Below are 25,331 nucleotides of genomic sequence, written 5' to 3'. Positions count from 1 at the left end.
TGTTAATCAAGGGGCATCATGAGCGAGCATATTGAATCCCCAGGCCGGCCCGCCGCCGCGTCCACGGACGAGGTCTCCAGAGCGGCCCCACGCAGCCTGATGAAACGCGTGGCCATCATCGACGGTATCGGGGTGCTGTTCATCCTGGGGCTGGCCGCCGCCTGGTTCGCGGCCGACGCCCTGCTGCTGACCTTTGCCTGCGTCCTGTGCGCCGTGCTGTTTTACGAGCTGAGCGCAATGCTGGCGCGGCGCATCAAGTGCAAGCGCCAGATCGCCCTCGCCCTCGTGGTGGTCTTGCTGCTGGCGGCGATCGTCCTGGGCGGCTGGGCAATGGCGCCGCAGGTCTCGGAGCAGGCGACCCGGCTGGCCGAGACCGTACCGAAATCCCTGCAGCAGCTGCAAGGGGCCATCAACGAGCATCCCATGCTCAAGCGCGTAATGGCCGGGCTGCCCTCGCCCGAGCAGCTCGTCAGGCAGATGTCGGCGCTGGTGCCGAACGCCGGCCTGTTCTTCGGCGGCGTCGTCGGCGCGCTCGGCAACGTCGTCATCATCCTGTTCGTCGGTATCTATTTCGCCGCCTCGCCCACCCTGTACACGAACGGCTTCATCAGGCTGGTGCCGCAGGCGAAGCGGCAGCGTGCGCGCGAGGTGCTGTCGACCATCGGCCGCACCCTCGGCAGCTGGCTGCTGGGCAAGTCCTTGTCGATGCTGATCGTCGGCGTGGCGACCTCGGTGGGCCTGAGCCTGCTCGGGGTGCCGCTGGCACTCATCCTCGGCATCATTGCCGGCCTGCTCGATTTCGTGCCCTACCTCGGACCGATCATGGCGGGCGTCCCGGCGGTGCTGATCGCGTTCTCGATCAGCCCGGACCTGGCCCTGTACACGGTGCTGCTCTTCGTCGGCGTGCAGCTGGTGGAAGGCTACGTGCTGCAGCCGCTGATCGAGTCGAAAGCGGTCGACCTGCCGCCGGCGCTCACCATCGTCATGCAGCTGGTGTTCGGCACCCTGTTCGGCTTTGCCGGCGTAGCACTGGCGACGCCCCTGGCGGCGGTCATCAAGGTCCTCGTGCAGATGCTGTATGTGGAGGATGTGCTGGGGGATGAGGTCGGGGACAAGGCTTGAGCCCGATCCCCGCATGTTTGCGGGGCCGATGCCACACCGGGCACGCTGCCCGGTGCCCGCCTGGCGGCATTCGGGAACGCGCGCAAGCTCGACAGGAACATGACGCACCTGTTCGTCTTCGACGCCGATCTCGCTGATGTTCGCCACGCATCCTTTCCCCTTCCACCCGAAGCGGGCCCCGTAGTCCGCCCCGGCGGCGGGAATGAAGCTGCGACCGAGCTCGCACGACACCCCAGGACGGCCTTCCCAAAGTCAATCTGCTGGCGCCGCGATGGCGCCATCTGTTGTCGCTTTGCGTACCTTCATGGCGAGGCTGGCAATATTGCCGGCCAGCGCATGGCTGGCGAGCAATGGCGGACAAAGAAAAAGCCGCGACGAATCGCGGCTTTTCGTTCCTGCAGGCATCAGGATCAGTTGTTTCCCTTGAAGATATCCTTCACGTCGCCCACTTTTTCCTGCACCTTGCCTTCGGCCTGGTTCGACAATCCCTCACCCTGCTGCTGGCGGCTGCCGGTGACTTCGCCGACTTTTTCCTGGATCTTGCCGCCGATGTCCTTGGCCTTGCCCTTGATTTGGTCGTCGTTCATGCCATCACCTCTTCGGTTGAAATCGAGCTTCCAGCTTATGCCTGATCGCCGGGCAATTCTGTTCGCTGATTAACAATAGGTTTGCGCCAGACACTGGCCAGCCAGGGCTGCTGCGCGCGCGGCAAGCCTGGCGGCCGGTAGTAATGGTGCAGCGGCACGAAACCGGCCACCACCAGGTAGCGCTCCCAGGTCGGGTAATCGTAATAGCTGCCGTAGCGCGGCCCATTCCAGCCCTCCTCGTTGTGGCCACGCGGGTTCGAGCTGAACAGCACGCCGCCCGGCTTCAGGCTGGCGTGCAGCGCCGCCAGCACGCCGGGCAGCGCCGCGCTCGGCACGTGGAACAGGGACGCGTTTGCATAAATACCGTCGAACATGCCCGGGGCAGCGCCAGGTGCAGGAAATCCTGGTGCCAGACCTCGCAACCGCTGTGCCCGCGTGCCATCTCGACGAACTCATGCGCGCCGTCGAGCCCGATCGCGCGGTGCCCGAGCGCACTGAAGGTCTTCAGGTCGCGCCCGGGCCCGCAGCCCAGGTCGAGCAGGGTGTACGGCGCCGGCGCCTCGATGGCATCGAGCAGCGCCGCCACGTTCTGGCTGACATCGTGGTCGATGGTACCGGCAAAGAACTGCCGCGCACTCTGCTCGTAGTGCGCCAGCGTCCGCCGCGCGATCTCGTCCAGGTTGTCCATCGCTTACCAGATCCGCACGCGTTCCTGCGGCGGCAGGTAGAGCGACTGGCCCGGCTTGACATCGAAGGCCTGGTACCACGGATCCAGGTTGCGCACGATATAGGTGCGGTACTGGGCCGGTGCGTGGCCGTCGGTCAGCACGGCGCGGCGCAGCGAGGCTTCGCGCATCTTGCTGCGCCAGCCCCGGCGAAGCCCGTGAAGAACTGGCGATCGGCAGCCGCCACCTTGCCGGCCGGCGTGGTCTTGAAGGCGTCGTAGGCGGCCGCCAGGCCCGCCAGGTCGGCCAGGTTTTCCGACAGCGTCAGCTGGCCGTTCACCGCCAGGTCCGGGAAGGGTTTATAGCTGCCGTACTGGGCGACGAGCTTGTTCGACGCGGTCTTGAAGTGCGCCAGGTCTTCCTTCGTCCACCAGTCGCGCAGGCGGCCCTGGGCATCGAACTGGGCGCCCTGGTCGTCGAAGCTGTGGCTGATTTCGTGGCCGATGATGGAGCCGATGGCGCCATAGTTGGCCGCGTCCGAGGCATTCGGATCGAAGAACGGCGGCTGCAGGATGGCGGCCGGGAAGTTCAGCGCATTCTGCAGCGGCAGGTTGACGGCATTGACCAGTTGCGGCGGCATGGCCCAGTCGGTGCGCTCGGGCTTCTTGCCGAGTTTCGCCAGTTCCTGTTTATAGCGGTACTCCTCGGCACGCACGGCGTTGCCGAAGGCGTCGCCGGCGGCGACCTGCAAGCCGTCATAGGACTTCCAGCGCTCCGGATAGCCGATGCCGACATACAGCGACTTGACCTTGGCCTGGGCCTGGGCGCGGGTGGCCGGCGCCATCCAGTCGAGCTTGTCGATGCGGCGGCTGAATGCGTCGATGATGTTGGCGACCATCGCCTGCACTTTTGCCTTGTTCTCGGCCGGGAAATAGCGCCCCACGTAGATCTTGCCGACGGCTTCATCCATCGCCTCGTTGGTCGCGGCCAGCGCGCGCTTCCAGCGTGCCGACTGCTGCGGCGTGCCGGTGAGCGCCTTGCCGTTGAATTCGAAACGCTGGTCGGCAAAAGCCTTCGGCAGCAGGCTGGCGTACTGGTTGATCTGGTGGAAGGCCAGGTAATCGCGCCAGGTGGCGACATCGGCCCTGGCCAGCAATTTGGCCGCGCCGATGACGGCGCTCGGGTGGTAGACCTGGAAGCGTTCCTGGCCCTGCAGGCCGGCAGCCTTGAAGAAGGCAGCCCAGTCGATGCCCGGCGCGCGCGCGGCGAAGTCCTTCGCGCTCCAGACATTGTTCGACTTCTGGATGTCGGCCGATTCCTCGCGCGTGGCATGGGTTTGGGCCAGCGCCAGCTCGAGTTCGAACACGCGCGCGGCGCGTTCCTCGGGCTTGTCGAAGCCGGCCAGCTTCATCATCGCGGCGATGTGTTGCTGGTACCTGGTGCGCAGCTCGGCCATGCGCGCATTGTTCTCGAGGTAGTAGGCGCGGTCGGGCAGGCCCAGGCCGCCCTGCAGCAGGTAAGGCAGGTTGCGCGACGGGTCGGTCAGGCCGCCGGCCACCCACAGGCCGAACAGGTTTTCGGTGTAGAAGTCGGTGGCGTTGAGCGGATCGACGTCGGCCCGTACCGAGGCGCCGAGCGCGCGCACCAGCGCCGCCTTGTCCTTGATCGCTGCGATCCCCTTGAGCATCGGCTGGATCGGCGCCAGGCCGCGCTTTTCGATGCCGGCTTCGTCCATGTAGGCGGCGTAGAAGTCGGCCACCTTGCGCGCCTCGCCGCTTGTCGCCTTGGCCGCGCCCAGCTCCTCGATCAGTTTGGCGATGCGGGTGTTGGTCTCTTCGGCGAGCGCGCCCATGGCGCTCCAGGAGCCGCGGTCGGCCGGGATCTCGGTCCTGGCCAGCCAGTCCCCGTTGGCATAGGCGAAGAAGTCGTCGCCAGGCAGCACGGTCATGTTCGCCGGCTTGTCGCCCTGTTTTTCAGCCTGCTTTTCAAGCTGTTTTTCAGGGGCTTTGGCCGTGCTTGCCGTGGACTGCGCGGCGGCCAGCATCGGTGCCAGCGTGGCGGCGCACAGCGCCAGGACGAGGGCGCGCTTCATGGGTGTCGGGCTTGTCTTCATGTCTTCCTCTTCTCGCTATTTAATGTGATTGCGGTGAGTGTGGTGGCGTCTGCAGGGCGGCGCGCAGCTGGGGCAGCAGGCGCGCCTTCTGGGCCGCGCGCACGCGGATGCCGTTGCCGACCCGCTGGGCTTCGACCAGCGCGTCCGGGCCAAAATGCTTGCCAACATATTGTTCCATCATATCCGCATGGCGCGCATCGTTCGATGCCGCGACCACGCCCGCCAGCGCGCGGTTGCGCCCGACCGCATCGGTGCTCTGCAACAGCGCGTCGCGGTTGGCGGTGGCGAAGCGCCAGGCCAGGTCCGGGTGCTGGCGTCCTACCCCGGCGACGATCATCGATGCCAGGTTCGCCGGCACCTGGGGCGAGAGCGCCATGCGCAGCGTGGCCTCGGCCAGTTGCGGGTCGAGCGCGCCCGTCATGGCGCGTCCCGCGCGGTGGCGCTCTTCATCGGTCCCGGCCGCGGCGACACGCTCGCCCAGCGCCTTGTAGGTGGCGGCGTCGGCATAGCGGCCGACGGTACCGAACACGAAGTCGAGCATTTCCGGGCTGACCGAGGCCGGGTCGCGCTGATAACTGGCAAAGCGCGCGCGCGCTTCGTTGATCGCGCGCTCGTCGCCGGCCAGCGCCAGTACGCTCGCCAGTTGCGCGCGCAACTGGCGCTCTTCCAACGATTCGCCAGGCTTGTCTTCCCAGCCGAGTCTGGCGAATTTCGGACGCACGAAGTCGATGATGAAGCGCCGCACCAGGGCCTGCTCCGGCTCGCCGCGCGCCAGGTTATCGAGCGTGCCGAGGTTGACCAGGATCGAATCCCAGACAGCCAGGCGCGGCTCGTCGCCGTATTTCGCCACCAGCGCCGTGTAGGCATCGAGCGGCATGCGCCCGGCCGCAACCAGGCTCCAGGTATCGGTGAGCAGCTTCAGGCGGGTGGTGTCGGGCAGGCGCGCCGCATCGCGTGCCAGGGCGTCGAAGCTGGCGCGGTCGTACTGGATGCGGAAGAAGCCGACGCTCTGCGGATCGACCACCAGCGTACCTTCGCACGTACCCTGGGTGATGGTGCTGCTGCGGTTCGCCAGCAGGGTGTACCAGGCGCGCCCGTTGATGGTGCCGACCTGCAGCGGCACGTTCCACAGCCTTTCCTCGCGCGCAGGTTCGTCCACGCGGAACTGTTCCTGCGTCAGCGTGACCTGGCGCTTTCCGTCCTCGCAGCGCTGGCTCACCGAAATCAATGGGTAGCCGGGCTGGGTGGTCCAGTCGGCGGCGAGCTTCGACACCGGCTTGCCGGAGGTCTGTTCGATCGCCGCCCACAGGTCGGCCGTGGTGGTATTCGAGTACTGGTGCTTCGCCATGTAGGCGCGGATGCCCTTGCGGAAGGCGTCTTCGCCGACCCAGCTTTCGAGCATGCGCAGGAAGCCCTGGCCCTTGACGTAGGTAATGGCGTCGAAGGCGCCGGCAGCCTGCTCCTCGTTGTCGATGCGGGTCTGGATCGGGTGGGTGGTCTTGCGCGCGTCCAGGTTCAGGACGCTCTCGCGTTCGACGATGCCGTCCAGGTAGGGGCGCCACTCGGGATGGAAGTGGGCCGTTGCCTTGGCCGCCATCCAGGAGGCAAAGCCTTCGTTGAGCCAGAGGTTGTCCCACCAGGCCATCGTGACCAGGTTGCCGAACCACTGGTGCGCGACTTCATGGGCGTTGACCTCGAAAGTGAGTTTCTTGACCTGCTCCGGGCTCCTGTCCGGGTCGTACAGCAGGGTCGACTCGTTATAGACGATGCCGCCCCAGTTTTCCATCGCGCCATTGAAGCCGCCGGGGATGGCAATCTGGTCCAGCTTGGCGAGCGGGTAAGGCACGCCAAAATAATTGTTGTAGTAGCGCAGCAGGTCGCGCGTGCTGTTCAATGCAAAAGCGGTGGAACCGCGCTTGCCTTCGGTGGTGACGACGCCGATCTCGACGCCGTCCTGGCGCGTGGTGACGCGTTCCATCTCGCCCGCCACCAGCACCACCAGGTAGCTCGGCATCTTCGGGGTGGGCGCGAAGCTGATGCGCTGCAGGCCGCCGGCGAGCTTTTGCTGTTTTTCGATTGGCGTGTTCGAGTAGGCCTTGAAGCTGGCGGGCACGTCGACGGTCAGCTTGAAGCGCGCGCGGAAGGCCGGCTCGTCCCAGGTGGGCAGCATGCGCCGCGCGTCGGATGGCTCCATCGTGGTCGCCACCAGCTTCTTGTCGCTCGCTCCCGCCTTGTAGCGCACCTGGAACAGTCCCCTGCCCTCGCGGTTGATCTGGCCGCTGAAACGCAAGGCCAGGCGGTAGCGTCCCGGCGCCAGCGGCGCATCGAGGTCGAAGCGCAGGGTTTCGTGTTCGGCGTCGAGGATGGGCGTGAGCGCGCGCTCGGCCATGCCGCGTTTGGCGAGGGTCGCGCGCTCGATCGCCAGGTTGGCGGCATTCAGGACGATGCTGCGCGTGGGACGCAGCACCTCGATCTCGACGGTCTGTTCGCCGCGGAAGGTGTCGGCGGCCATGTCCGGCACCAGGTGGGCGTCGTACAGCAGTGGAATGACGTCCTTCGGCAGCTTGCCTGGGGTGGACTCGAAGGAAAACGGCGCTTCCGCCTGCGCGCTGCCGGCCGCCAGGGCCAGCGCGATGGCCGCGACGCAGGCCCGGTTCGTGGCCAGGCTCGAAGCTTGGTGGTCTCTCATCTTGTGCTCTCTCTTAGTATGTCGGCGCCGCGTCCGGCGCAGCAACCCAGCACGCACTCTACGTCAAGGCTGCACCTGCCAGGGGCTTGATGCGACAGGCCGCAGAATCGGGCGCTGGACTGCATAAACCCGGCAATATGCGGCATGGACAGGCGATTGCTCGTGCTGCCGCTGCCGGCTGCCCCGGCACGCCGCGCGTCGGAAAATATTTTGATTTTTTTTCAGGAACACCCTAAAGTTCCCGACAGCCCTGCCGTAAAAGGAGGACAACCGGTCATCCGACCGGAATAACATTGTCGCGGTGCTAACATGACCCCCAACGAAGTCCTCTCCATGTATGAAAACATCGCCGGCCTGACCGGGAAGATGGCGACGGCGGCGCAAACGGGGGACTGGAACAGCTTCGACCAGCTGCAGGGCGAATGTGCTGCACAGGCGAGCGTCGCGGCGACGGGCGTCCCGGCGCTGGACGGCGCCAAGCGCCTGAGCAAGATTGCCCTCCTCAAGCAGATCATGGCCAACGACCGCGCCATCCGCGACGTGACCGAACCCTGGATGGGACAGCTGGACCAGGCGATGCGTCCGCACTAAAGAGCGCCTGACAAAACCTCCAGTCCAGCGTTGCATCGTCTTGCCGTACGCTCGACCTGTCTTCGACGCCGCGCCTTGTCCTGAAGGTTTTGTATGGCGCACCAAGCCGGCATCGGCCGACATCGAAGCGCCTGCGGGCGCTTTTTTGTTTTCCGCGCCGGACGAACAGCGGCCTCGTCCCGGCGGCCGGTTCATGCGAGCGTGGACGAACTCGCGTCCGGACAGGCGCCGCCCTCTCCGCACGGGTCCGATTTCTACACGCACAAAAACTTCAAGCAAACAAATCGCGAGGCAAACAAAAAGGCGCCTCAGGGGCGCCTTCTTGCCGCGGCCCGGAACCCGGACCACTGAATTCGGAGAGCGAACACCAGGTAATCCCGGTGGTCGCCTCTTTGCCGGTTGCATCCGGCGTCAGCTGCCGCTGTTGGCAGTCAGACCGCTTCCGGAGCCAGGCGTCTTGCGACGAAAGACCGGTTCCCGCGCCACGCTATCGGTGGTGGCTGCGCCGGACCCTGGGGCCGTTTTTTTGTGGTTTTGTTAACCAGCGAATTCAGTATAGCGCAAAATTCGCAGTTGTGTAGACGATTCGTGCGCGGCTATTCGACCGCCTCCGCGGCCGGTTGCGCAGCGCTTTCCGGCGCCGTTTGCGCAGCGTCCTGCGCCGGGTTATGTCGCCTCAAGGCCATCAAGCGCGCTTTCACAGTCGCCACGAAATTGCGCTTGCCGGAGCCCGCGCCAGAGACGCCGGCCCCCTTTTCCGGACTGTCAGCTTCCTGTTGCTGCGCCATCTTGCCGCTCGCGGCACGGCGGCGGCGCACCAGCATGGCCACCAGGCCGCCCAGTGCCAGCAGCGCGGCTACCGCGCCCGCGATCGGCAGCCAGGACGTCTCCGCTTCCGGTGGCGGGGCCTTTTTCGGTTTGGCGTGGATGCGGGGCGCGGCCTGCGGGGCGGCCGGTTTGATGGAGCATGCGCCTCGGGGCCTTGTACGTCCGCATCCAGGACCGCCGTGGCATCCTTTGCCGGCGCCGACGCCGACGCGTGGCCGGCCAGCAGCTGCAGCTTGTCCATCCTGTCTTCGAGGCGCACAAGCTCGTGTCGCAGGGCGGCGTTCTTTTCGCCGAGTGCGACGCAGGCATTGACGTGCTCGGCGGCGGGTGCCGCTGCGCAGGTTGCGGGTTTGGCCGCAAGCGCGGGGGACGCAGCGGGGTTTGCCGGTGCCGGCGCGTGCCTTTTCGGCGCGCGTTCGGCATGGGTTTGGCGGTGCCTTGCGCGCGGCAGGCGCAGGCCCCGCCGGAGCGGCCGCTGCCGCGTGCGTAGCAGCAGGTACGACGGCGGCGACCGGCGCGGCTGGCGCGGGTGCTGGCACCGGAACCGGATTCGGATCGGGCGTCAGCCACAAGGTCACCAGGCGCACCTGTCTTTCCTTGCCGTCGGCCAGGTCGAGGTAGAGGTGCAGATGCCGGCCTTCCACCGGCTTGAGCGAAGTCAGATGCAGGAACTGCCGGCCATCGCGGCGCATCACAGACATGTTCAGGCTGCCCAGCACCGCCGGCATGGCGATGTTCGCGCCGCGGTACACATTCGGGTCAGCCAGGCGCACCTGGACCGGGTTGGCGGCGTCGTCGATCATCGTCAGTTCGACGTCGGCGACGAGCGGCTGGCCGATATGGGACCCGACTTTCGCCTCGCCCAGTTCGGCCGCATGCGCGCCGGCGGCCGGGAAAACGGAGGCTGCTAGCAAGCTCGACAGCAGTAGGGAAAGACGGGTCGCCATGGGATCGGGTGAATTTGTAGCCTAAGCGTAATTAACGGGTGTTCGGATACACTCTTTAGCTCCAGCTTCGAAATAACAGGACGAGTCCATGGAAAACCGGATAGAAAAAGACAGCTTCGGCCCGATCGAGGTACCGGCCAGCCACCTGTGGGGTGCGCAAACCCAGCGTTCCCTGCATCACTTCCACATTTCGACCGAAAAGATGGCGCCGGAACTGGTTGCCGCACTGGCCCAGTCAAGCGCGCCGCGGCCGCCGTCAACCGCTCGCTCGGCAAGCTCCCGCGCGACAAGGCCGACGCCATCATTGCCGCCGCCGACGAGGTGCTGGACGGCCGCCATCCCGATGAATTCCCGCTCGCGGTCTGGCAGACCGGCTCCGGCACCCAGAGCAACATGAACATGAACGAGGTGCTGGCCAACCGCGGCTCCGAGCTGCTGAACGGCGAGCGGGGCGAGGCACGCCTGCTGCATCCGAACGACCATGTCAACATGGGGCAGTCCTCGAACGACATCTTCCCTACCGCCATGCACGTGGCGGCGGCGATCGCGGTGACGAAGGAAGTGTTGCCGGCGCTGGCCCGGCTGCGCGGCACCTTGCTCGTCAAGTCGCGCGACTTCGCCGACATCGTCAAGATCGGCCGCACCCACCTGCAGGACGCAACGCCGCTGACGCTGGGCCGGAATTTTCCGGCTACGTCGCCCAGCTGGAATTTGCGGAAAGCGCGATCAAGTCCACCCTGCCCGGCCTGCTGGCGCTGGCCGCCGGCGGCACCGCGGTCGGCACCGGCCTGAACGCGCATCCGGAATTCGCCGCGCGCATCGCCGCCGAGCTTGGCTCGCGCACCGGCCTGGCGTTCAAGAGCGCGCCGAACAAGTTTGCCGCGCTGGCCGGCCACGACGCCCTGGTGAGCAGCCATGGCGCCTTCAAGACCCTGGCCGCGGCCCTGATGAAAATCGCCAACGACATCCGCTGGATGGCCTCCGGCCCGCGCTCGGGCCTGGGCGAAATCACCATCCCCGAGAACGAACCGGGCAGTTCCATCATGCCGGGCAAGGTCAATCCGACCCAGTGCGAAGCGATGACGATGCTGTGCTGCCAGGTGTTCGGCAACGACGTCGCGCTGACGATCGGCGCTTCCCAGGGCAACTTCGAGCTGAACGTGTTCAAGCCGATGATCGCCCACAACTTCCTGCAAAGCGCGCGCCTGCTGGCCGATGGCATGCGCTCCTTCGACGAGCACTGCGCGCAGGGCATCGAGCCGAACCGCGCGCGCATCGGCGAATTGATGGAACGCTCGCTGATGCTGGTGACCGCGCTGGCACCGCACATCGGGTATGATCGCGCCGCGCAAATCGCCAAGCACGCCCAGCACACCGGCATCACGCTGCGCGAGGCGGCGCTGCAATCGGGCCATGTCAACGAAGAGCAGTTCAAGCAGTGGATCGTTCCGATCGACATGACGCGGCCGGATCCGGAATGAGGGTTGGGGGCGCAAACCGAACCCAACTGTGCGCCCTACAATTTTTCCAGAGGATAGTATGCAAAAGACAACTTTCGAACTGACATCCGAGTTCGTCGAACTCAACCAGCTGTTGAAACTGGTGGGCTTGTGCGACAGCGGCGGCGCCGGCAAGAACATGGTGGCCAGCGGCGCGGTGTCGGTCGACGGCAAGCAGGAGCTGCGCAAGACCGCGAAAATCCGCACGGGCCAGACCGTGACCGTGGGCGACGTACGTATCTCGGTGCAGTAGGCGGACTGCCGGCCTCTACGGCGCACCTTTGCGCGCAGACAAACGCGACCGGTAGTCCTTGTTTTAATTTTAAGACGTGATCAACCGGCTTTAAGGTGAGAGCGATGAACACTCCGGACGAAAACCCGCAAACGCAGGAAAGGCTGATCGGCGATCTGCGCCTTGTCATTGAAAACGCGGAAGAGCTGCTGAAAAACACCGATCAATACACCAGCGTCCTGTACCAGAACGCGCGCGCCAAGCTGGCCATGGCGCTCAACGCGGCCAACGAAGAGCTCGAACGCTTCGAGGACGCCCAGCTGTGTCGCATGATGGAAGCGACCCGGCTGGCCAACGAGCGCTACGCCGACCTGACCGGCGAAGCACGGATCCTGCGCGCCTTCCATTGAGTCCATCGCGGCGCCCTCCGGCGCCGCGCTCCGCGTTGCACGAGTCCACCTCCTGTTGCGCTGTTTCATTGTCGTTCGCCCTGCTGTTCCCTCCTGATTCCTCATCCGCCCTCCGGCGCCGTACGCGGGCTTTGTCGTGCCCGCCTCGTTCGGTCCTTCCCATCGTCGGTTGTCCTTGCATCTGCCTTGCCGTGGCGGGGGAAGCGCGTGCCCGGACCAGCCGGTGCGCCGCTGCCGACGAACCGCTCCGCGCCCTCGACGGGGCATGCTCATCCGGGATTGCGCTTCTGGCGTGATCGCGCAACTGCTGTCGCGAAGAAGCAAGACCGAGGCGTTTCCGACGTTCTACTCTTATCACTTAACAATTTTTTAATTGTTAAGTAAAAGATAAAACCACAACGACGGAGACCCAGCAATGATCAAACGCCTTCCCCTCGCCCTCGCACTCCCACTGCTGCTGGCGAGCGCAGCCGGTCACGCGGCAGAACCCCTGTTCCTTGAAAACGGCGCCACGCGCAGCGTCACCGGCCAGGCCGCGGCCGCCAACTCGCCCTTCGGCAAGGACAACAAGGTAGGCCGTGCGCGCCTTGGCCTGCACGTCAACCCGGCCGCGCTGGGCGCGGCCGAATTGAGCATGCCGCTGCCGGACGGGCGCCAGTTCACCGCACGCCGCGCCCAGCGCTACGACACGCGCGGCGGCGTGGCCGTCTGGGTGGGCAAGCACAATGCCGCGGCACCCGGCACGCCCGAAGCGGCAGCGGAAGAAACCATCCTGGTCGTGCATGAAGGCCGGGTAACGGGCAGTATCCGCCACGAAGGCAAGCTGTATCGCATCCGCAGCGCCGCCGATGGCAGCCATGCGGTGGCCGAGATCGACAGCGCCGCCTTCCCGCGCGACCACGAAGAAAGCGAATATCGCCGGGAGCTGGAGCGCCAGTCCCCGGAGCGCCAGCCGCTGGAACGCCAGCCGCTGGAACGCCAGCCGCTGGAGCGCCAGCTACCGGCCACCACGCTGCCCGGCACGACGGTGACGCCGGCCCTGGCCGGGACGCCGGTCATCCGCGTGCTGGTGAACTACACGCCGGCCGCGAAGAATCGCATTGGCGACATCGTTGGCGAGATCAACCTGGCGGTGGCTGAGACCAACCAGGGCTACGTCAACGCGGGCGTGAATGCACGCGTGGAGCTGGCGCATGTGGCGCCGGTAAGTTACAGCGAGAGCGGCAGCAACAGCACCGATCGTAGCCGCTATGCCGACGTCGACGACCGCGTGATGGACGAAATCCATGCCCAGCGCACTACCTACGCGGCCGATGTGGGCGTGCTCCTGACCGACGGGAACAGCGGCTGCGGCAACGGCACCATCCACGCGTCCAGCACCTCGGCCTTCGTGGCGGTGACCGCCGATTGCGCGGTCGGCAACTACTCGTTTGGCCACGAGCTGGGCCACCTGTTCGGGGCGCGCCACAATCCGGAGGAAGACAGCAGCACGACGCCATATGCGTATGGCCACGGCTACCTGTCGCCGAGTCGCAACTGGCGCACCATCATGGCCTATGACTGCCCGAACGGCTGCCCGCGCATCAACTGGTGGTCCAACCCCAGCAAGACGCGCAACGGCGTGGCGATGGGGACCAGCACCCGTTCGAACAACGCGCGCGTACTCAATGAGCGTGCCGCCACACTCGCAGGCTTCCGGGCCGCGCCGGTGTCTGCAAGCGTCACAGTCAGCAATACGGGCGATTACACGATCCCCGACAACAACACGACCGGCGTGGCCAGCCCGGTAAGCGTCAATACGGCAGGCAGCGCGGGTGCGGTGACGGTCGATGTGCGCATCATCCATCCCTACATCGGCGACCTGGTGATGGACCTGATTGCGCCGGACGGCACGGTGTACAACCTGCACAACCGCAGCGGCAGCGGGACCGACAACATCATCCGCAGCTATTCCTTGTCGCTCGGCTCGAAGGCGCGCCTGGGTACCTGGCGCCTGCGGGTCAGCGACCGCGGGGCACAGGACACCGGCCACATTGAAAGCTGGACCTTCAAGTCGGAGTAAGGTCGCTGCGCAGGAAGACGCCCAGCGCCAGCCACTCGCGCAAGCGTGCGCCCAGGTCGAAAGCCTCGTCCAGTGCGAACGCCGCGTCGAGCGCATCACCCAGGGTGGCACCGGCGGCCAGCGCCGCCAGTGCCCCATGTGCCGCCGCATCGATATCGGTCACGCTGGGGTGCCAGCGCGGGCGCGTCACCAGGACGTAGCCCGGCGTGGCCATTTGCTGCGGAAACGGCGGACCGCCCTCCCCATGCGCTCGCCACAGTGTCCCGACCGCCCAGGGGCTGGAAACGAGGGCGCAGGCCGGATGCAGCGGGAAGCGGCCTGCCTCCAGTGCTGCCGGGTCGGTGGCGGCGAGATCGACGGCGTGCAATACCGGCGCCTCGGGGGCACTGGCGCAGCGGTGCAGCGTCCATTCCAGGCGCGCCATATCCGCCATGTAGGGATAGGCGGCCAGCGGCGCATAGGCTTCAATGAATCGAGCCAGCTGCGCGCCGAAAGCGGCCAGGTCGCCCTCCTGCGACGGGTGCGCGCGGCCATAGGCATGCGCCATAGCCGTGAAGAATGCCGTCCCCACCAGTTCGCGCAGGACCGGATAGCTTGCTGCGAGCGCGCGCTCCCAGCTGGCGTGCAGGTTGCCGCGGTAGACGGCGATGCGCCGCCCAAGTTCGACGGGATTGGCACCAAGCAAGGCCTGCGCCAGTTCGGTTTCGCGCCCGGCGTCGAACAGGGCCGCCCCAAAGCTGGCCTGCAGGCCGGCATGAGCGCGCAGTGCAGGCCCGGGCACATACGGCGCGGGTGTCTCTTCGCCTGCCCGCGGCGCCGGCACCGGAAGGCAGCGCCGATCGCCTCCGCCTTGCCGGCTTCCGCCAGCAGCACTTCCAGCGCCGGCACCTCGCTGTCCCATTCGATCAGGGTAGGCACGCGGCCAAAGCGCGCCAATGCCGCGCGGTACAGGGTCCAGACGGGCGGCGCAACCTGGGCACCGTGATGGTCGACCAGCAGGCCGCCGGCGTCGAGGTGGCCGCCCAGGTGGATTTCGCGTACGGCGTCTTGCGGCAGCGCGGCGATCGCGGCCAGCGCATCCTCGCCGTGATTCTGCTGGTTGACATACAGGTTGTTCACGTCGAGCAGCAGCGCGCAGCCGCTGCGCCGCACCAGCTCGGCCAGGAACTGCGCCTCGCTCATCGTGTCGCCGCGAAAACGGACGTAGCGCGACACGTTTTCCAGCAGCAGCTGGCGCCCCAGCGCATCCTGCACCCGCCCTACCCGCCCGGTCAGCAGCGCCAGCATGGCTTCGTCCAGCGCCAGCGGCAATAAATCGTTCAGGTGGCGTTCGCCCAGCGCGCCCCAGCTCAGGTGTTCGGAGACCGGGGCCGGCTCGACGGCATCGACGAGCGCGCGCACGCGTGCCGGTGTTCGAGCGAGAAGCCATGCACCGAGCCCAGCCCCAGGCCGACTCCGTGCAGGCTGACGGGATAGTCGCGGCGCAGCGTGCGCAGCACGTGCCAGTCCCAGCCAGCGCGGGCGAGGAAATTTTCGCTATGGACTTCGAGCCAGCCGACCGGCTGGCGCGTGGCGAAAAGGCGCGGTAGTGCGGCGCGCGCAGGCCGACGCCGACGCCGGCAGCAGCGCCCTCCTCTACCCGCACCGCTTACTTTGCCCGGACGGGCGGCTGGGTGGATGGCGCGCTGAGCTTGCCGCCCGCCTTTTCGCAGCTGCCCTTCGGCACCATCTTCCACTCGGCCGGATCGTTGTCGACACGTGCCATGCCGGCGCAGCCGTGGGTGGCGGTGCCGCAGTCGTTCTGCCCGGTCTTGGCGACACCGTAGCAGCGCTCCTGGTCCGGCTTGCTGCCATACATGGAATCGTCTTGCGCAGCAGCGCCCGTGGACGAGGCGGCGCAGAGCCCGGCAAGGGCGGCGGCGATGGCGGCTTGGCGTTTGTTCATGGAGCGGTTCCTGGCAGGGCGTGGGCGAATGGGCACCCGGCAGGATAACCCGGCCGCCGCGTGGCGGCAACCGGCGGGGACAAGATTACCAGCGCTCAGGCGGTCGTGTTGACGTTCTGGCCCAGATGCGCCGGCAGGTTCTGCGCGGGAGGCGGCGCGATGGTGCCCAGGAGCTGGGTGGCCATCGACTTCTGCATGTCCTGCTGCTTTTTCAGCATGGTCATGGCGACTTCTTCCTTGTTGCCGGTCTCGGCAATAGTGGTGGACAACTTGGCGATGCTGGCGACGTCCATGCGATGCTCCTGGTGAGGGTTATCCCCCATTAACGGCTTGTTTTTCGGAAACTTTAGGATCTGCCGTCATCCAGGATTCGAGCCAGGCCAGGACGCTTGCCGGCGCATTCAGGTCGAGCCATGGGGGCGCATGCAGGCCAGCCTCGTCGGGAGCCTCATCCGAGGCCACCGCCACCACCAGCGGATCGTCGGGATACAGCGGCGGCCGGCCCAGCGCCGGGCGATACACCTCGAGCTTGGGAAGCGCCTCCCATTTATAGCCTTCGACCAGGGTCAGGTCGGCCGGCGCCAGGCGCGCCAGCTGGGCCGCCAGCGGCGGCTCGCCCTCCCCGCGCAGTTCGCGCAGGATGGCATAGCGGTAGGGCGAGGCGATCATCACCTCGGCGGCGCCGGCCGCGCGCAGGCGCGCACTGTCCTTGTGCGGCGGCTCCAGCACGATGTCGTGGTGGCTGTGCTTGACGATGTTCACGCGCAGTCCGCGCGCGGCCAGCGCCCCGACCAGGAATTCGAGCAGGGTCGTCTTGCCGCTGCCGGACCAGCCGACCACGGCCAGCACCTTGCCACACACCGCTTTCGCGGCCGCAGGGGAATCAGTAGCCGACACGGTAGCGGGTGCCGCGGTAGTTCATCACGGCATACTTCGGCAGCAGGCGTTCCAGCACCAGGCCGGGCGCCACCTCCTCGCCCTCGCGGCGCAGCATCTTGTCGACCAGCAGCAGCCGATCGGCCGGGTTCGGCGAATAGATGTAGCCGCCGAAGCTGACCTTCGGCACCTCACGCTGGATCGCGTCCGGCAGCTGCTGCAAGGTACGCAGGTTCTCCTCGAGCGGCGGCTCGGGCGGACGCGGCGCCGGCGTCTCGGCTACGCGCGCCGGGGCCGGCAAATACACGGCTTCCGGCACGGCGTCGCGCGGCGCAGGCGCCGATGCGGCAGCGGGCTGCCCGGGCGCGCGGCGGGGCGCGGGCGCCGGAGCGGGAGGCGTCGGCGCGGGTGCCGCCGGCATCGGCCTGGCAGGCACCGGCGGGGCCGTGTCGGCGGGCACATCCGGCAAGATCAATGGCGCCTGTGGGGCAGCCGGCGCGTGTGCGACAGCCGGTGCAGGGGCCGGCACCGGCTGCGCAGTCGCTGCGGCCGGGGCCTGTGCCAGCACGGCCGGCTGAGCATCACCGGGTGCCTGCGCGCGCCAGGCCAACACGCCGACCACGCCCGCCACCAGCACGCCCGCTCCCAGCCCCAGCAGTAAGGGCTTGCGGTTTGGCCCTGGCGCCGGCGTGGCCACCTGCAGCGGTGCCGGGGTGTGGATGTCCGGGGCGTTGCCCAGCTGGCGTTCGGCTTGCGCCTTCTTGAGTGCTTCGAGAATGTACGACATTTAGTGTCCCGTCCCCGCGCCGGCCAGGAGGCGCGGCTCGTTCACGCCGGTCATCTGGTTCAGGCGCATATAGGTGCGCGGACCGGCCACGCCGTCCGCTTTCAGGTTCTGTTGCGACTGGAAGGCGCGCAGCCACTCGCGGGTGCGCGCGTCCAGTGGCCGGCCGGCATCTGGCGCCGCCACCCGGCCGAGCTGGGCCAGGCGCGACGCCAGCCAGTCGACATCCGGTCCTTCGTCGCCCTGCCCCGTGGTCGCGGAAGGCGCGCGGCATTGTCCAGAAGGTGGTGTATTCGCCGCTGAAACGCGCGACCAGCGCGGCCAGGTCGACGCGCTGGCGCTTGCCGCCGGCTTCCAGCGTGGCGCTGCGCTCGTCCATGCCCACCAGCACGGCGTAGCGCGTGGCCGCGCCCTCGCGCAGCGTGATCACGGCCGGGCGGTCGAGCTGGCGCAGTTCATAGATGCCGCCGCGCCCCCCCATGGCAGCGCAGGTCGAGACGGTAGGCCACCTGGCAGGGTTCGCCCGCCGGCAGCGGTGCGCCCCACAGCCGGGCCAGCGCGCGTAGCGCAGCCGCTTCATCAAGCTGTCCGGCCGGCAGCACCGTCGCCGCCGGCGCCGGGTGACCTTGCCGGTCGCGGACGCGGCCGGCGACACGGGTGCCGCCGCGTGCGGCAACACCTGCCAGGCCGCGGCCGCGCTCAGTGCGGCGCCAGCCAGCAGCCCGCCCGCCACCAGCGGCCAGCGCGCCCTGCGTGGCGGCGGTGCCGCCCCCTCGCCCGCGAACACTTCGGCGGCAGCCGTGAGCACGATCTTGCGCGTCACCTCGCGGCTGTTTTCCACATAGGCGCCCAGCAGCGCGCGATCGCACAGCAGGTTGATGCGGCGCGGCACGCCGTGGCTAATGCGGTGCACCAGTGCCACGCTCGCCGGCGGAAACACCGGGGCGCCGACGAAACCGGCCACCGCCATGCGGTGCGCGATATAGGCACCGGTTTCGGGCTCGGACAGCGGCCCCAGGTGGTAGCGGGCGATGACGCGCTGGGCCAATTGTTCCAACTCGGGACGCGCCAGCATCGTGCGCAGTTCCGGCTGGCCGATCAGGATGATCTGCAGCAGCTTGCGCTCGCTCGTTTCCAGGTTCGTCAGCAGGCGCAATTGTTCGAGCACGTCCGGCGCCAGGTTCTGCGCCTCGTCGATAACGAGTACGTTGTTGCGGCCCTGGGCGTGCGCTTCGAGCAGGTACAGGTTGATGGCGTCGACATAGCCCTTGACCCCGCCCTGCCCACCAGGTGCCGCGATGCGGAACTCCTCGCAGACCGACTGCAGCAGTTCGGCGACGGTGAGCTTCGGGTTGAAGATATAGGCAAGCCGGCAATTGTCGGGAATCTGCTCGATGAAGCAGCGGCAGACCGTCGTCTTGCCGGCGCCGATCTCGCCCGTCAGCAGCACGAACCCGCCGCCACTACCTATGCCGTACAGCAAGTGGGCCAGCGCCTCGCGGTGGCGCTCGCTCATGAACAGGTAGCGCGGGTCGGGCGCGATCGAGAACGGAGCCTGCTTCAGGCTGAAGTAATGGGTGTACATGAGGAGTCGACGAACTAGCGGCCTGGCGGCAGAGGTTTATACCTCGCGCAGTATATTTTGGATTTGCCGTTCTGATAAGCGATGACGCTGCCCGGATTGGAAATCCTCAAGGGCGCGGCCGAACCGTCCCGGGCCTTGTGATGCAGTCCGGCACTGACCCGGATCGCTTCTTCCAGCTCTTCCGGCCTGGCATCGACGACGGCGCCGACAAACACCATGGCGCTGGTATCGTCGCTGACCATCACCTCCAGGACCGGCTTGCCCCACAGGCTGGCATCAAGCTTGAACCAGAAGGCGCCGCCCTCGTGCTTGTAGGCCGGGCCGAAGGCGGTGGTCAGGTACTGATGGAAATAGGCATTCTCGAGATGGCTGCGGCACAGCAAGGCGCTGCCGATGACGGTGCCGAAGGTAGAGGGCGCCGCCGCCGCGCTCGAGCAGGCCAGCGCCAGCACGATGCCGGCCGCAAGCCGCGGGCGCATTGCCCGGCTGAATGCACCGGCGGCAAGGCAGGTCACAACTTGGACAGCCAGTCGCGATTGGCGGCGATCTTCGCCTTCGTGGAAGCAGGCAGCGCCTCGTAGCAGCCGGGATGCTGCTTGAGCGCGTGCTCGCGTACCTCCTTCTCGAGGCCGTTCACGATAAATACATAGACGATGGCACCTTCGCTGTTCCTGCGCGTGCCCATGTAACGAATCACTCTGTTCTCCTTGCGCGAGTGCGCATTATGACAGTTCCCGGCGCCCCATGGCAGCGCTGGCTCCCGCCACAGTGCGTCTCTGCTCAGGAAGCGCGCGTCCGGACGGGCTGCCAGGCCTTGCTGTTGTGCTCGAGCCACGCCGCGATCAAGTCCCTGTTGTCGTGCTGCCAGGGGTGGAAGCGCGGCGACAGGTAGGCCAGCGCCGGCCGCACGATGTGCCGCGCCAGCCCGTTGCGCCCGAACCAGAAGCGCAGCGCCCCGTCCAGGTACGGGCCTTGAACAGGTGGCCATCGTTGCGCAGGTTGTGCAGCGTCTGCATGAAGGCGTCGATCGCGAAGATCGCGCTCGCATGCAGGTACCACAACACCCGGCGCCGGTAGCCGCCGCCCGCCGCGACATAGGCGTCGAACGCGACGCCCTTGTGCTCGAGCTCCTCCACCGCATGCCAGGACCAGACCGTGCGCATCTGCGGCTCGGCCCCCTGCAGCCACTCGGGGTAGCGCAGCGCGCCGTCGGCCAGCATCGCCGTGTAGTGCTCGAGCGCGCAGGTAATGGCCAGCCTGTTCAGCACTCCCAGCTTATCCACACGGCGCATGCGTTTCTTGAGCTTTTCTTCGCGCGTATAGGGCAGGCCCTGGCGTTCGAGCTCGCGGTTGTACTGCACGTGCTGATGGCGGTGAGTCGCTTCCTGGCCGACGAAATCCTTCACCTGGGCGCGCAGCACCGGATCGCGCAGGCATGCCTCGGGCACGTCGCGCACCGCATCGATGAACAATTGTTCCCCCAGGGGAAAGGTCATCGACAGCGCATTGAACAGCTGGGTGCGGTAGGCATCGCCTCCATTCCAGTGGCGGCCGAAGCCCTGCGACAGGTCGACGTCGATCTTGCGGACAGTTAAATCAAGCATGGCAGCTCCTTCGTGCACCGGGGCATGGGCGGAGAACCCGCGCCGTTCATCGCCCTCTTCGACGGTTGATACCGCTATTTTGCACGTCTATCGGTTGGGCTGCGCGTAGCGGCCATGTTTCCCTTAATGTCGACGCTACCGACACCACAAAAACAACGAGGACACCCCGTGACTACCCAACACAAGCACATCGCCGTCGCCGCCTTCCTGCTCTGCGCCGGATTTGCCGGCATGCACAGCGTCACCGCCGAGGAACGGCGCCCTGCCGTCACTACCCAACAACGCCCGGTTGCCGCCTTCGACGCCATCGAAGTCTCCGGCCCCTTCCGCGTCGTCGTCAGCGAAGGCGCGCCGCGCCTGGACCTGCTTGGGGACGCCAAGCAACTGGCCGAGATCGAAAGCGAAGTCCGCGGCGGCACCCTGGTCGTGCGCCAGCGTTCGCGCTGGGGTATCCACTTCGGCAAGGACAACCGGCCGGAAGTCGTCGTGCGCATTGCCGCATCGGGGCTCAAGAAACTGGTCAACAACGGCAGCGGCGACGTCGAAGTCGACGCAATCAAGGGCGAGCGCTTCGTCCTCGCCGCGCAAGGTCCTGGCGATGTGCGCGCCCGGGGCGCCGTGCGCGTGCTGGAAGTGAACGGCAGCGGCAGTGGCGAGCTCGACCTGCGCGGCGTGCAGGCGGCCAATGTGGCGCTGACCATGTCCGGCCCCGGCGACGTGCGCCTGGGCAGTGTCGGCAACGACCTGAATGCGCGTGTGAGCGGCTCGGGCGACCTCGAAGCGGACGACGTGCGCGTAGTGCGCGCCGTCGCCCGGTCAGCGGCCCCGGCGGCGTGCACCTGCGCGGCAGCGCGCGCGAACTGCGGGTCGAGCTCACCGGCTCCGGCGACTTCGACGGTTGCAGCCTGCAGGTGGAAAAAGTCACGAGCCGCCAGCAGGGTCCCGGCAACGCCTGCGTGAGCGGCAACATTACTGCGTTCGAAGCGGACGTGAACGGCTCCGGCGACCTGGAAGCACGCGGCCTGGCGGCGGCGCGCGCCACCCTGCGCATGGGCGGCCCCGGCAACGCCAAGCTGAGCGGCAAAGTCGACGAGCTGCGCGCCGACCTCGACGGCTCGGGCGAACTGGAAGCCGACCACCTGACGGTGCGCAATGCCTTCATCGACAGCAGCGGTCCCGGTGACGTCACGCTTGACAAGGTGCAGGACACCCCGGAAGCCTCGCTGCACGGCTCGGGCGACCTGTCGGCTGCCGTCGAAGGCAAGCGCGTCGCGCTGAAGATGAGCGGCCCCGGCAAGGTTCGCTCGGAAGGCCAGGTCGAGCGCATCAGCGCCGACCTGAGCGGCTCGGGCAGCCTGGAAGCGCGCCGCCTGACGGTGCGCCAGAGCGACGTCAACGTGCGCGGACCGGGCAGCGCCAGGGTCAACCCGGTGCGCAAGGAGAGCGGGCGGGCGGAAGTGGTGGCGGTCGAGCGCAGCGGGCGCTTACTGGTGGAGTAAAGTAACTGAAGCGCGCTGCGTGGCGACGAGTCCGGCGGGTGCCCGACAGCCGCCGCCGGGCCCGTCTTTGAGGGCAGGTCCGCCATGCCTGCTCACAACTGCTTACAAACCGCGCTAACCCAATATTGAAAAGGCGCTAAGCTCTACCTTCCACCGCAATTGGAAGTCGTAGCACATCATGAAAACGCAATTGCTTGAAGACATAGGCCAAAGCGCAGCACTCCCCCTCCCGCCGACGAACACAGCGGGCAATGCGAAACGGAAGGCAGAGGTGGCGAAGGTGCCGCTGCCGAGGAAAGCGGCGTCCGCCGAGCCCCGTTCTACGCATGGCGTATGGCGGGAGCGCGCCGCAGCCGACCCGCCCATTGCCGTGGCGGAACTACCAGATTCTCAGCCGGATCCTCTGGCCTTGGAAAGCGTCTTCGAGGAAATTGCTGCCCTCGAGGCGCAGTACGTGCAACCTGGTTTGCCCCCCGCGCCTGTCGCTGCGCCCGTCGAGCCCACGGTGCCGGCCGCGCACCTCCCGCTTCTCGCGCCTGAGCACGACCTGTCCACTTCCCCGGAGGAACCCCTTCAGCAGCCGAGGACTGCCCCAGCCGGGCCAACGCTTGCGCAGTATGCGACGCAGCAGGCGGCCGCGCCGCAGGATTCATTGTTCGAGCCGGCGCTGGCTCCTCCCCCGACGCAGCAGGCGGCCGCGCCGCAAGACCCCCTGTTCGACTTCACCCCGCCACCGCCGGCGCCACAGGCTACTGAACCGTTCACGCGCCCCCGAAGCGGGCCCGCGTGGTTCAAGCCGCGCTACGTGCTGTGGGGCGCATGCGTGCTCGCCGTGGCAGCCATTGCCCGGGTGGTCGCTGGCTATACCGGAGCAACACGATGCGGGCGCGCTCGCGCTTGTCGCCACCGCAGCAAAAGCAGAGCGACCGGCGGTTCAAGCCGGCACGCAAGGCGCGAGTCAAGCGAAGCCGGTCAAGCCAGCTGCTGCCGGCGACGCGCCTGTGCCGCCTGCGGAGACCGAGACCCGTCCTGTATCCGGGGTACCGCCCCTCGTCATGCTGGAAGCGGATCCGCCTGCCGCTGCCGAGGCGGTGGAACGCCCGGCATCCGAAGCGGCTGAAGGGAGGCCGCAAGCCTCGCCCGCGCCCGAGCCCGTCGTGGAACGCGCGCCCTCCGCGCCTGTATCGAAGCCGCCGAGCCGGACCGTGCGCAAGCAGTCTGCCAGCGCCAGCAAGCCTGTGACGAAAAAGGAGCCGGCCCGTCCCGTCCGTCAGGTCGCACGTGCATCCGCGGTTCGCGCGGAAAAACCGACGGCGCCCGATACCTCGATGACGGCAACGCTGAAGGCGTGCCGGGAACATGGCTATCACGCGGCGCAGTGTATCAAGCAGGGGTGCAGCGTGACGGAATACGGGTTTGTCTGCCGCGGGCGGTAAGGGGCACCCGTCGTCCGCTTTTTATGAATGCAGGGTCAAGTTGAAATAGCTGCGATTTCATCAACATCCAAAGCCTGAGTGCAGGCCCGCACTGCCTACACAACCGCGTAACAGGACCTGGACTGTCGCTTCGCGCAAATTCTTACCCAGCCGTGAAGACGGTTTGGCTGGCTATGAGAGATGCTCCGCAACTTGTCTTGTGCCCATCGTAAGCCACTTGGACGCCCTCGACGAGGTGGGTGGGATTTCCTTCAGCAATTGTGCACCCGTCATGTCCTTTCATTGGACATGTACATACGTCGCCTACGCAAGCAACAGGGATGCCGCCGATCGTATAGTGCCTGGCTGCGACCTTGACGACCTTGCCTCCATGGCTGGTCGTGTCGCCAAGGCGGATAACATTGGGCATGGTGAGTTTGATCCCTTGCTCTAAGTAGTCGGGCCGTGGCCGCGCTAGCGTCACGGGCACGAGCGTGTCAGCTTTGCTCAGGTGGCTGCATCGTCGGAATCCGATGCCGTTGGCGCCTGGCGGGGCAGCCCACTGCCATCGGTCGCCGACTTCCCGACTGCAGCCGCATCGTAGGCGACCAGCTTCCAGACCGTCGAAACGCGATGCAGAGGCAAATCGCCGCTGAGCTTCTGCCACAGATTCGGCGTGCCGCGCACGATGGCCTTGGGCATCAGGTCACCTTGGTTGAGGAATTGGCGCTGGTCGTCCTCGATCTGGCCGGATGCATCGCATTGCCAATATCCTGTTTGCGGACAACGACGGCCCGTCGCAGCAAGTTCTCCCAGCGCTACCTGATGTTTTACGGTCACAGTGCCGGCCTGGCCCGTAGCTGACGTTGGCCGCAGCCGGATGCTTTTCGTAATGTTGTCCCACAGTTCAAGCACTGCCTCGTCTGAGAGACTGGAATTGACTGGTTCACCCGGCCGGCCTATGCCTGTTTCAAGCTCCAGCGACAACTGAGGTGCCAGTACATCCCGCGCTTTTCCCGGTGAAAACCACATGAGCGCGTGCGCACTCGTCCCATTGTCCTCCTTGTACTTGTTGGCCGTTTCATCACCTTCGATGCCATTGAGAGCACGGTGTTGCCGCCGCAAGTTCTTGATTCGGTTCGGATATAGTCTCTTGATACGGCTTCTCGCGTCACGCGCCAGCAACGATTCCTCGACCCGGTCGTCATTGACTAACATGTGGAGTCTTATTGCAATGTCGGGGTGGCCCTTCAAGGACGCGAACATCGCGATCGATTCATTATCGTCTGGCGAAATGGGGTCGTGAATCAGACCATTCTCCATGCAAAACCCGGGCTGCGGTGGAATCGAATCGGAATTGCGCGCCTCAGTTTTTCGTACTAAGTTCAGTACATTATTCTCGTTCTTCGGCGATGCCAGATGCTCCGCTCTGTAATAAAACAAAAGATTGTCATATAGGCCGAATGCTTCGAGGGAAATCCCCTCCTCCGCACCAGAAATCCTCTTCCCTAACTCAAACCAAGTCACGGGCTTTTCTCGTGCGTAATGCATAATTACCGCCTTGAAGTTCAGGGCATCGACATTGTTCTTTTTTTCCAAACTTGGCTGGTCATACTCATTCTTTTGCAGGCTCAGCTCCTGCTCGCGCAGCTCGATCTCGCTCTTCATTTTTGCATCGGTATATCCAGGTTCCACATTGATGTTTACCCCAGCTATTCGCGCAGGCGCAAATTTCACAATGGATTCCTCTGGCAAATCGATGATAAACCTGCCTACGCATACTGACTTCATTTTATGTGTCATATTTTGCGCCACGCTTCTTCCTCCAATCTCCGGCCCAGGTAAGTGGTCACAAGCTCGATCAATCACCGCTATCGC

The 25,331-nt window shown here is 66.3% G+C and carries 25 protein-coding genes and 4 pseudogenes; 10 read left to right on the top strand and 19 right to left on the bottom strand.

Features of this window, described 5'->3' with window-relative positions; all coding sequences use genetic code 11:
* The first annotated feature begins 18 nt into the window (after positions 1-18).
* A complete protein-coding gene (locus G4G31_RS11065) occupies positions 19-1,122 on the top strand; it encodes an AI-2E family transporter (protein WP_182991459.1) in 1,104 nt (367 codons plus the stop codon).
* A gap of 252 nt (positions 1,123-1,374) precedes the next feature.
* On the opposite strand, the gene G4G31_RS11060 is transcribed toward G4G31_RS11065, so the two are convergent.
* The 6 genes and pseudogenes from G4G31_RS11060 to G4G31_RS11040 all read right to left on the bottom strand — a co-directional run bounded on the left by G4G31_RS11060 (position 1,375) and on the right by G4G31_RS11040 (position 7,176).
* Positions 1,375-1,527, bottom strand: coding sequence for a hypothetical protein (locus G4G31_RS11060; protein WP_182991458.1), 153 nt, complete (start codon positions 1,525-1,527; stop codon positions 1,375-1,377).
* 5 nt (positions 1,528-1,532) lie between these two features.
* Positions 1,533-1,709, bottom strand: coding sequence for a CsbD family protein (locus G4G31_RS11055; protein WP_182991457.1), 177 nt, complete (start codon positions 1,707-1,709; stop codon positions 1,533-1,535).
* 35 nt (positions 1,710-1,744) lie between these two features.
* Positions 1,745-2,397: pseudogene (locus G4G31_RS11050) on the bottom strand (class I SAM-dependent methyltransferase).
* A 3-nt stretch (positions 2,398-2,400) separates the two neighbouring features.
* Positions 2,401-2,565 (bottom strand): M13-type metalloendopeptidase, encoded by a 165-nt coding sequence (locus G4G31_RS27530; protein WP_267873667.1) that lies wholly within the window; start codon positions 2,563-2,565, stop codon positions 2,401-2,403.
* Positions 2,532-4,466 (bottom strand): M13 family metallopeptidase, encoded by a 1,935-nt coding sequence (locus tag G4G31_RS11045; RefSeq protein WP_267873666.1) that lies wholly within the window; start codon positions 4,464-4,466, stop codon positions 2,532-2,534. Before G4G31_RS11045 ends, G4G31_RS27530 begins: the two co-directional genes overlap by 34 nt.
* 40 nt (positions 4,467-4,506) lie before the next feature.
* Positions 4,507-7,176 carry a M1 family metallopeptidase gene (locus tag G4G31_RS11040; protein WP_182991456.1) on the bottom strand — a complete coding sequence of 890 codons (2,670 nt, stop codon included), beginning with the start codon at positions 7,174-7,176 and terminating at the stop codon, positions 4,507-4,509.
* Positions 7,177-7,485: 309 nt separating this feature from the next.
* Between G4G31_RS11040 and G4G31_RS11035 the strand changes: the two genes are divergently transcribed.
* Positions 7,486-7,767 (top strand): flagellar protein FliT, encoded by a 282-nt coding sequence (locus tag G4G31_RS11035; RefSeq protein ID WP_182991455.1) that lies wholly within the window; start codon positions 7,486-7,488, stop codon positions 7,765-7,767.
* A 596-nt stretch (positions 7,768-8,363) separates the two neighbouring features.
* Here G4G31_RS11035 and G4G31_RS11030 read toward each other — a convergent pair.
* Positions 8,364-9,542, bottom strand: a complete 1,179-nt coding sequence (locus G4G31_RS11030; RefSeq protein WP_182991454.1) for a hypothetical protein — start codon at positions 9,540-9,542, stop codon at positions 8,364-8,366.
* 147 nt (positions 9,543-9,689) lie between these two features.
* Here G4G31_RS11030 and G4G31_RS29060 point away from each other — a divergent pair.
* From G4G31_RS29060 to G4G31_RS11010, 5 genes and pseudogenes are all read left to right on the top strand, one after another.
* Positions 9,690-10,591, top strand: a pseudogene (locus G4G31_RS29060) (lyase family protein); the annotation flags it as partial.
* A complete protein-coding gene (locus G4G31_RS29055) occupies positions 10,586-11,023 on the top strand; it encodes a lyase family protein (protein ID WP_374011304.1) in 438 nt (145 codons plus the stop codon). The pseudogene G4G31_RS29060 and the gene G4G31_RS29055, both read left to right, overlap by 6 nt.
* A gap of 58 nt (positions 11,024-11,081) precedes the next feature.
* Positions 11,082-11,294, top strand: coding sequence for an RNA-binding S4 domain-containing protein (locus G4G31_RS11020; RefSeq protein WP_182991453.1), 213 nt, complete (start codon positions 11,082-11,084; stop codon positions 11,292-11,294).
* 104 nt (positions 11,295-11,398) lie between these two features.
* Complete coding sequence (locus G4G31_RS11015) at positions 11,399-11,683, top strand: DUF883 domain-containing protein (RefSeq protein ID WP_182991452.1); 285 nt, start codon at positions 11,399-11,401, stop codon at positions 11,681-11,683.
* Between the two features lie 415 nt (positions 11,684-12,098).
* Positions 12,099-13,745, top strand: a complete 1,647-nt coding sequence (locus G4G31_RS11010) for a proprotein convertase P-domain-containing protein (RefSeq protein ID WP_182991451.1) — start codon at positions 12,099-12,101, stop codon at positions 13,743-13,745.
* Here G4G31_RS11010 and G4G31_RS25765 read toward each other — a convergent pair.
* From G4G31_RS25765 to G4G31_RS10960, 10 genes and pseudogenes are all read right to left on the bottom strand, one after another.
* Positions 13,732-14,568: a DNA-binding domain-containing protein gene (locus tag G4G31_RS25765; RefSeq protein ID WP_229425519.1), complete on the bottom strand. Its 837-nt coding sequence runs from the start codon at positions 14,566-14,568 to the stop codon at positions 13,732-13,734. The genes G4G31_RS11010 and G4G31_RS25765 overlap by 14 nt on opposite strands.
* 74 nt (positions 14,569-14,642) lie before the next feature.
* Positions 14,643-15,481: pseudogene (locus G4G31_RS25760) on the bottom strand (DUF692 domain-containing protein); the annotation flags it as partial.
* Complete coding sequence (locus G4G31_RS10995) at positions 15,394-15,690, bottom strand: DUF2282 domain-containing protein (RefSeq protein WP_182991449.1); 297 nt, start codon at positions 15,688-15,690, stop codon at positions 15,394-15,396. The pseudogene G4G31_RS25760 and the gene G4G31_RS10995, both read right to left, overlap by 88 nt.
* Before the next feature lie 95 nt (positions 15,691-15,785).
* Positions 15,786-15,983 (bottom strand): YjfB family protein, encoded by a 198-nt coding sequence (locus G4G31_RS10990; RefSeq protein WP_182991448.1) that lies wholly within the window; start codon positions 15,981-15,983, stop codon positions 15,786-15,788.
* Between the two features lie 19 nt (positions 15,984-16,002).
* On the bottom strand, positions 16,003-16,587 hold the full coding sequence (gene mobB / locus G4G31_RS10985; RefSeq protein WP_229425518.1) for a molybdopterin-guanine dinucleotide biosynthesis protein B: 585 nt from the start codon (positions 16,585-16,587) through the stop codon (positions 16,003-16,005).
* Entirely contained in the window at positions 16,574-17,026 is a 453-nt protein-coding gene (locus G4G31_RS25755) for a general secretion pathway protein GspB (RefSeq protein WP_229425589.1), read from the bottom strand. Before G4G31_RS25755 ends, mobB begins: the two co-directional genes overlap by 14 nt.
* A 327-nt stretch (positions 17,027-17,353) precedes the next feature.
* Positions 17,354-18,935 (bottom strand): annotated as a pseudogene (locus G4G31_RS10975) (AAA family ATPase).
* A 14-nt stretch (positions 18,936-18,949) separates the two neighbouring features.
* Positions 18,950-19,387 carry a hypothetical protein gene (locus tag G4G31_RS10970; protein ID WP_229425517.1) on the bottom strand — a complete coding sequence of 146 codons (438 nt, stop codon included), beginning with the start codon at positions 19,385-19,387 and terminating at the stop codon, positions 18,950-18,952.
* Positions 19,388-19,446: 59 nt separating this feature from the next.
* A complete protein-coding gene (locus G4G31_RS10965; RefSeq protein WP_182991445.1) occupies positions 19,447-19,632 on the bottom strand; it encodes a hypothetical protein in 186 nt (61 codons plus the stop codon).
* A gap of 145 nt (positions 19,633-19,777) precedes the next feature.
* Positions 19,778-20,539, bottom strand: a complete 762-nt coding sequence (locus tag G4G31_RS10960; RefSeq protein WP_229425516.1) for a metal-dependent hydrolase — start codon at positions 20,537-20,539, stop codon at positions 19,778-19,780.
* 168 nt (positions 20,540-20,707) lie between these two features.
* On the opposite strand from G4G31_RS10960, the gene G4G31_RS10955 reads away from it, so the two are divergent.
* From G4G31_RS10955 to G4G31_RS10945, 3 genes are all read left to right on the top strand, one after another.
* Entirely contained in the window at positions 20,708-21,499 is a 792-nt protein-coding gene (locus tag G4G31_RS10955; RefSeq protein WP_182991444.1) for a GIN domain-containing protein, read from the top strand.
* A complete protein-coding gene (locus G4G31_RS10950) occupies positions 21,496-22,038 on the top strand; it encodes a GIN domain-containing protein (protein ID WP_182991443.1) in 543 nt (180 codons plus the stop codon). Before G4G31_RS10955 ends, G4G31_RS10950 begins: the two co-directional genes overlap by 4 nt.
* Before the next feature lie 1,055 nt (positions 22,039-23,093).
* Positions 23,094-23,474: a hypothetical protein gene (locus G4G31_RS10945; protein ID WP_182991442.1), complete on the top strand. Its 381-nt coding sequence runs from the start codon at positions 23,094-23,096 to the stop codon at positions 23,472-23,474.
* 142 nt (positions 23,475-23,616) lie between these two features.
* Here the strand turns inward: G4G31_RS10945 and G4G31_RS10940 are convergent, their stop codons facing one another.
* Positions 23,617-23,883: a PAAR domain-containing protein gene (locus tag G4G31_RS10940; RefSeq protein ID WP_182991441.1), complete on the bottom strand. Its 267-nt coding sequence runs from the start codon at positions 23,881-23,883 to the stop codon at positions 23,617-23,619.
* Positions 23,884-23,960: 77 nt separating this feature from the next.
* The gene (locus tag G4G31_RS10935; RefSeq protein ID WP_182991440.1) at positions 23,961-25,268 is read right to left on the bottom strand and encodes a T6SS immunity protein Tli4 family protein; all 1,308 of its coding nucleotides are present in this window, start codon (positions 25,266-25,268) and stop codon (positions 23,961-23,963) included.
* Positions 25,269-25,331: the final 63 nt, after the last annotated feature.

This window comes from Massilia sp. Se16.2.3, assembly GCF_014171595.1.
Classification (GTDB): Bacteria; Pseudomonadota; Gammaproteobacteria; order Burkholderiales; family Burkholderiaceae_D; genus Telluria.
Note: the sequence above shows the minus strand (reverse complement) of the source record. Positions and strands in the feature narration are given on the sequence as shown.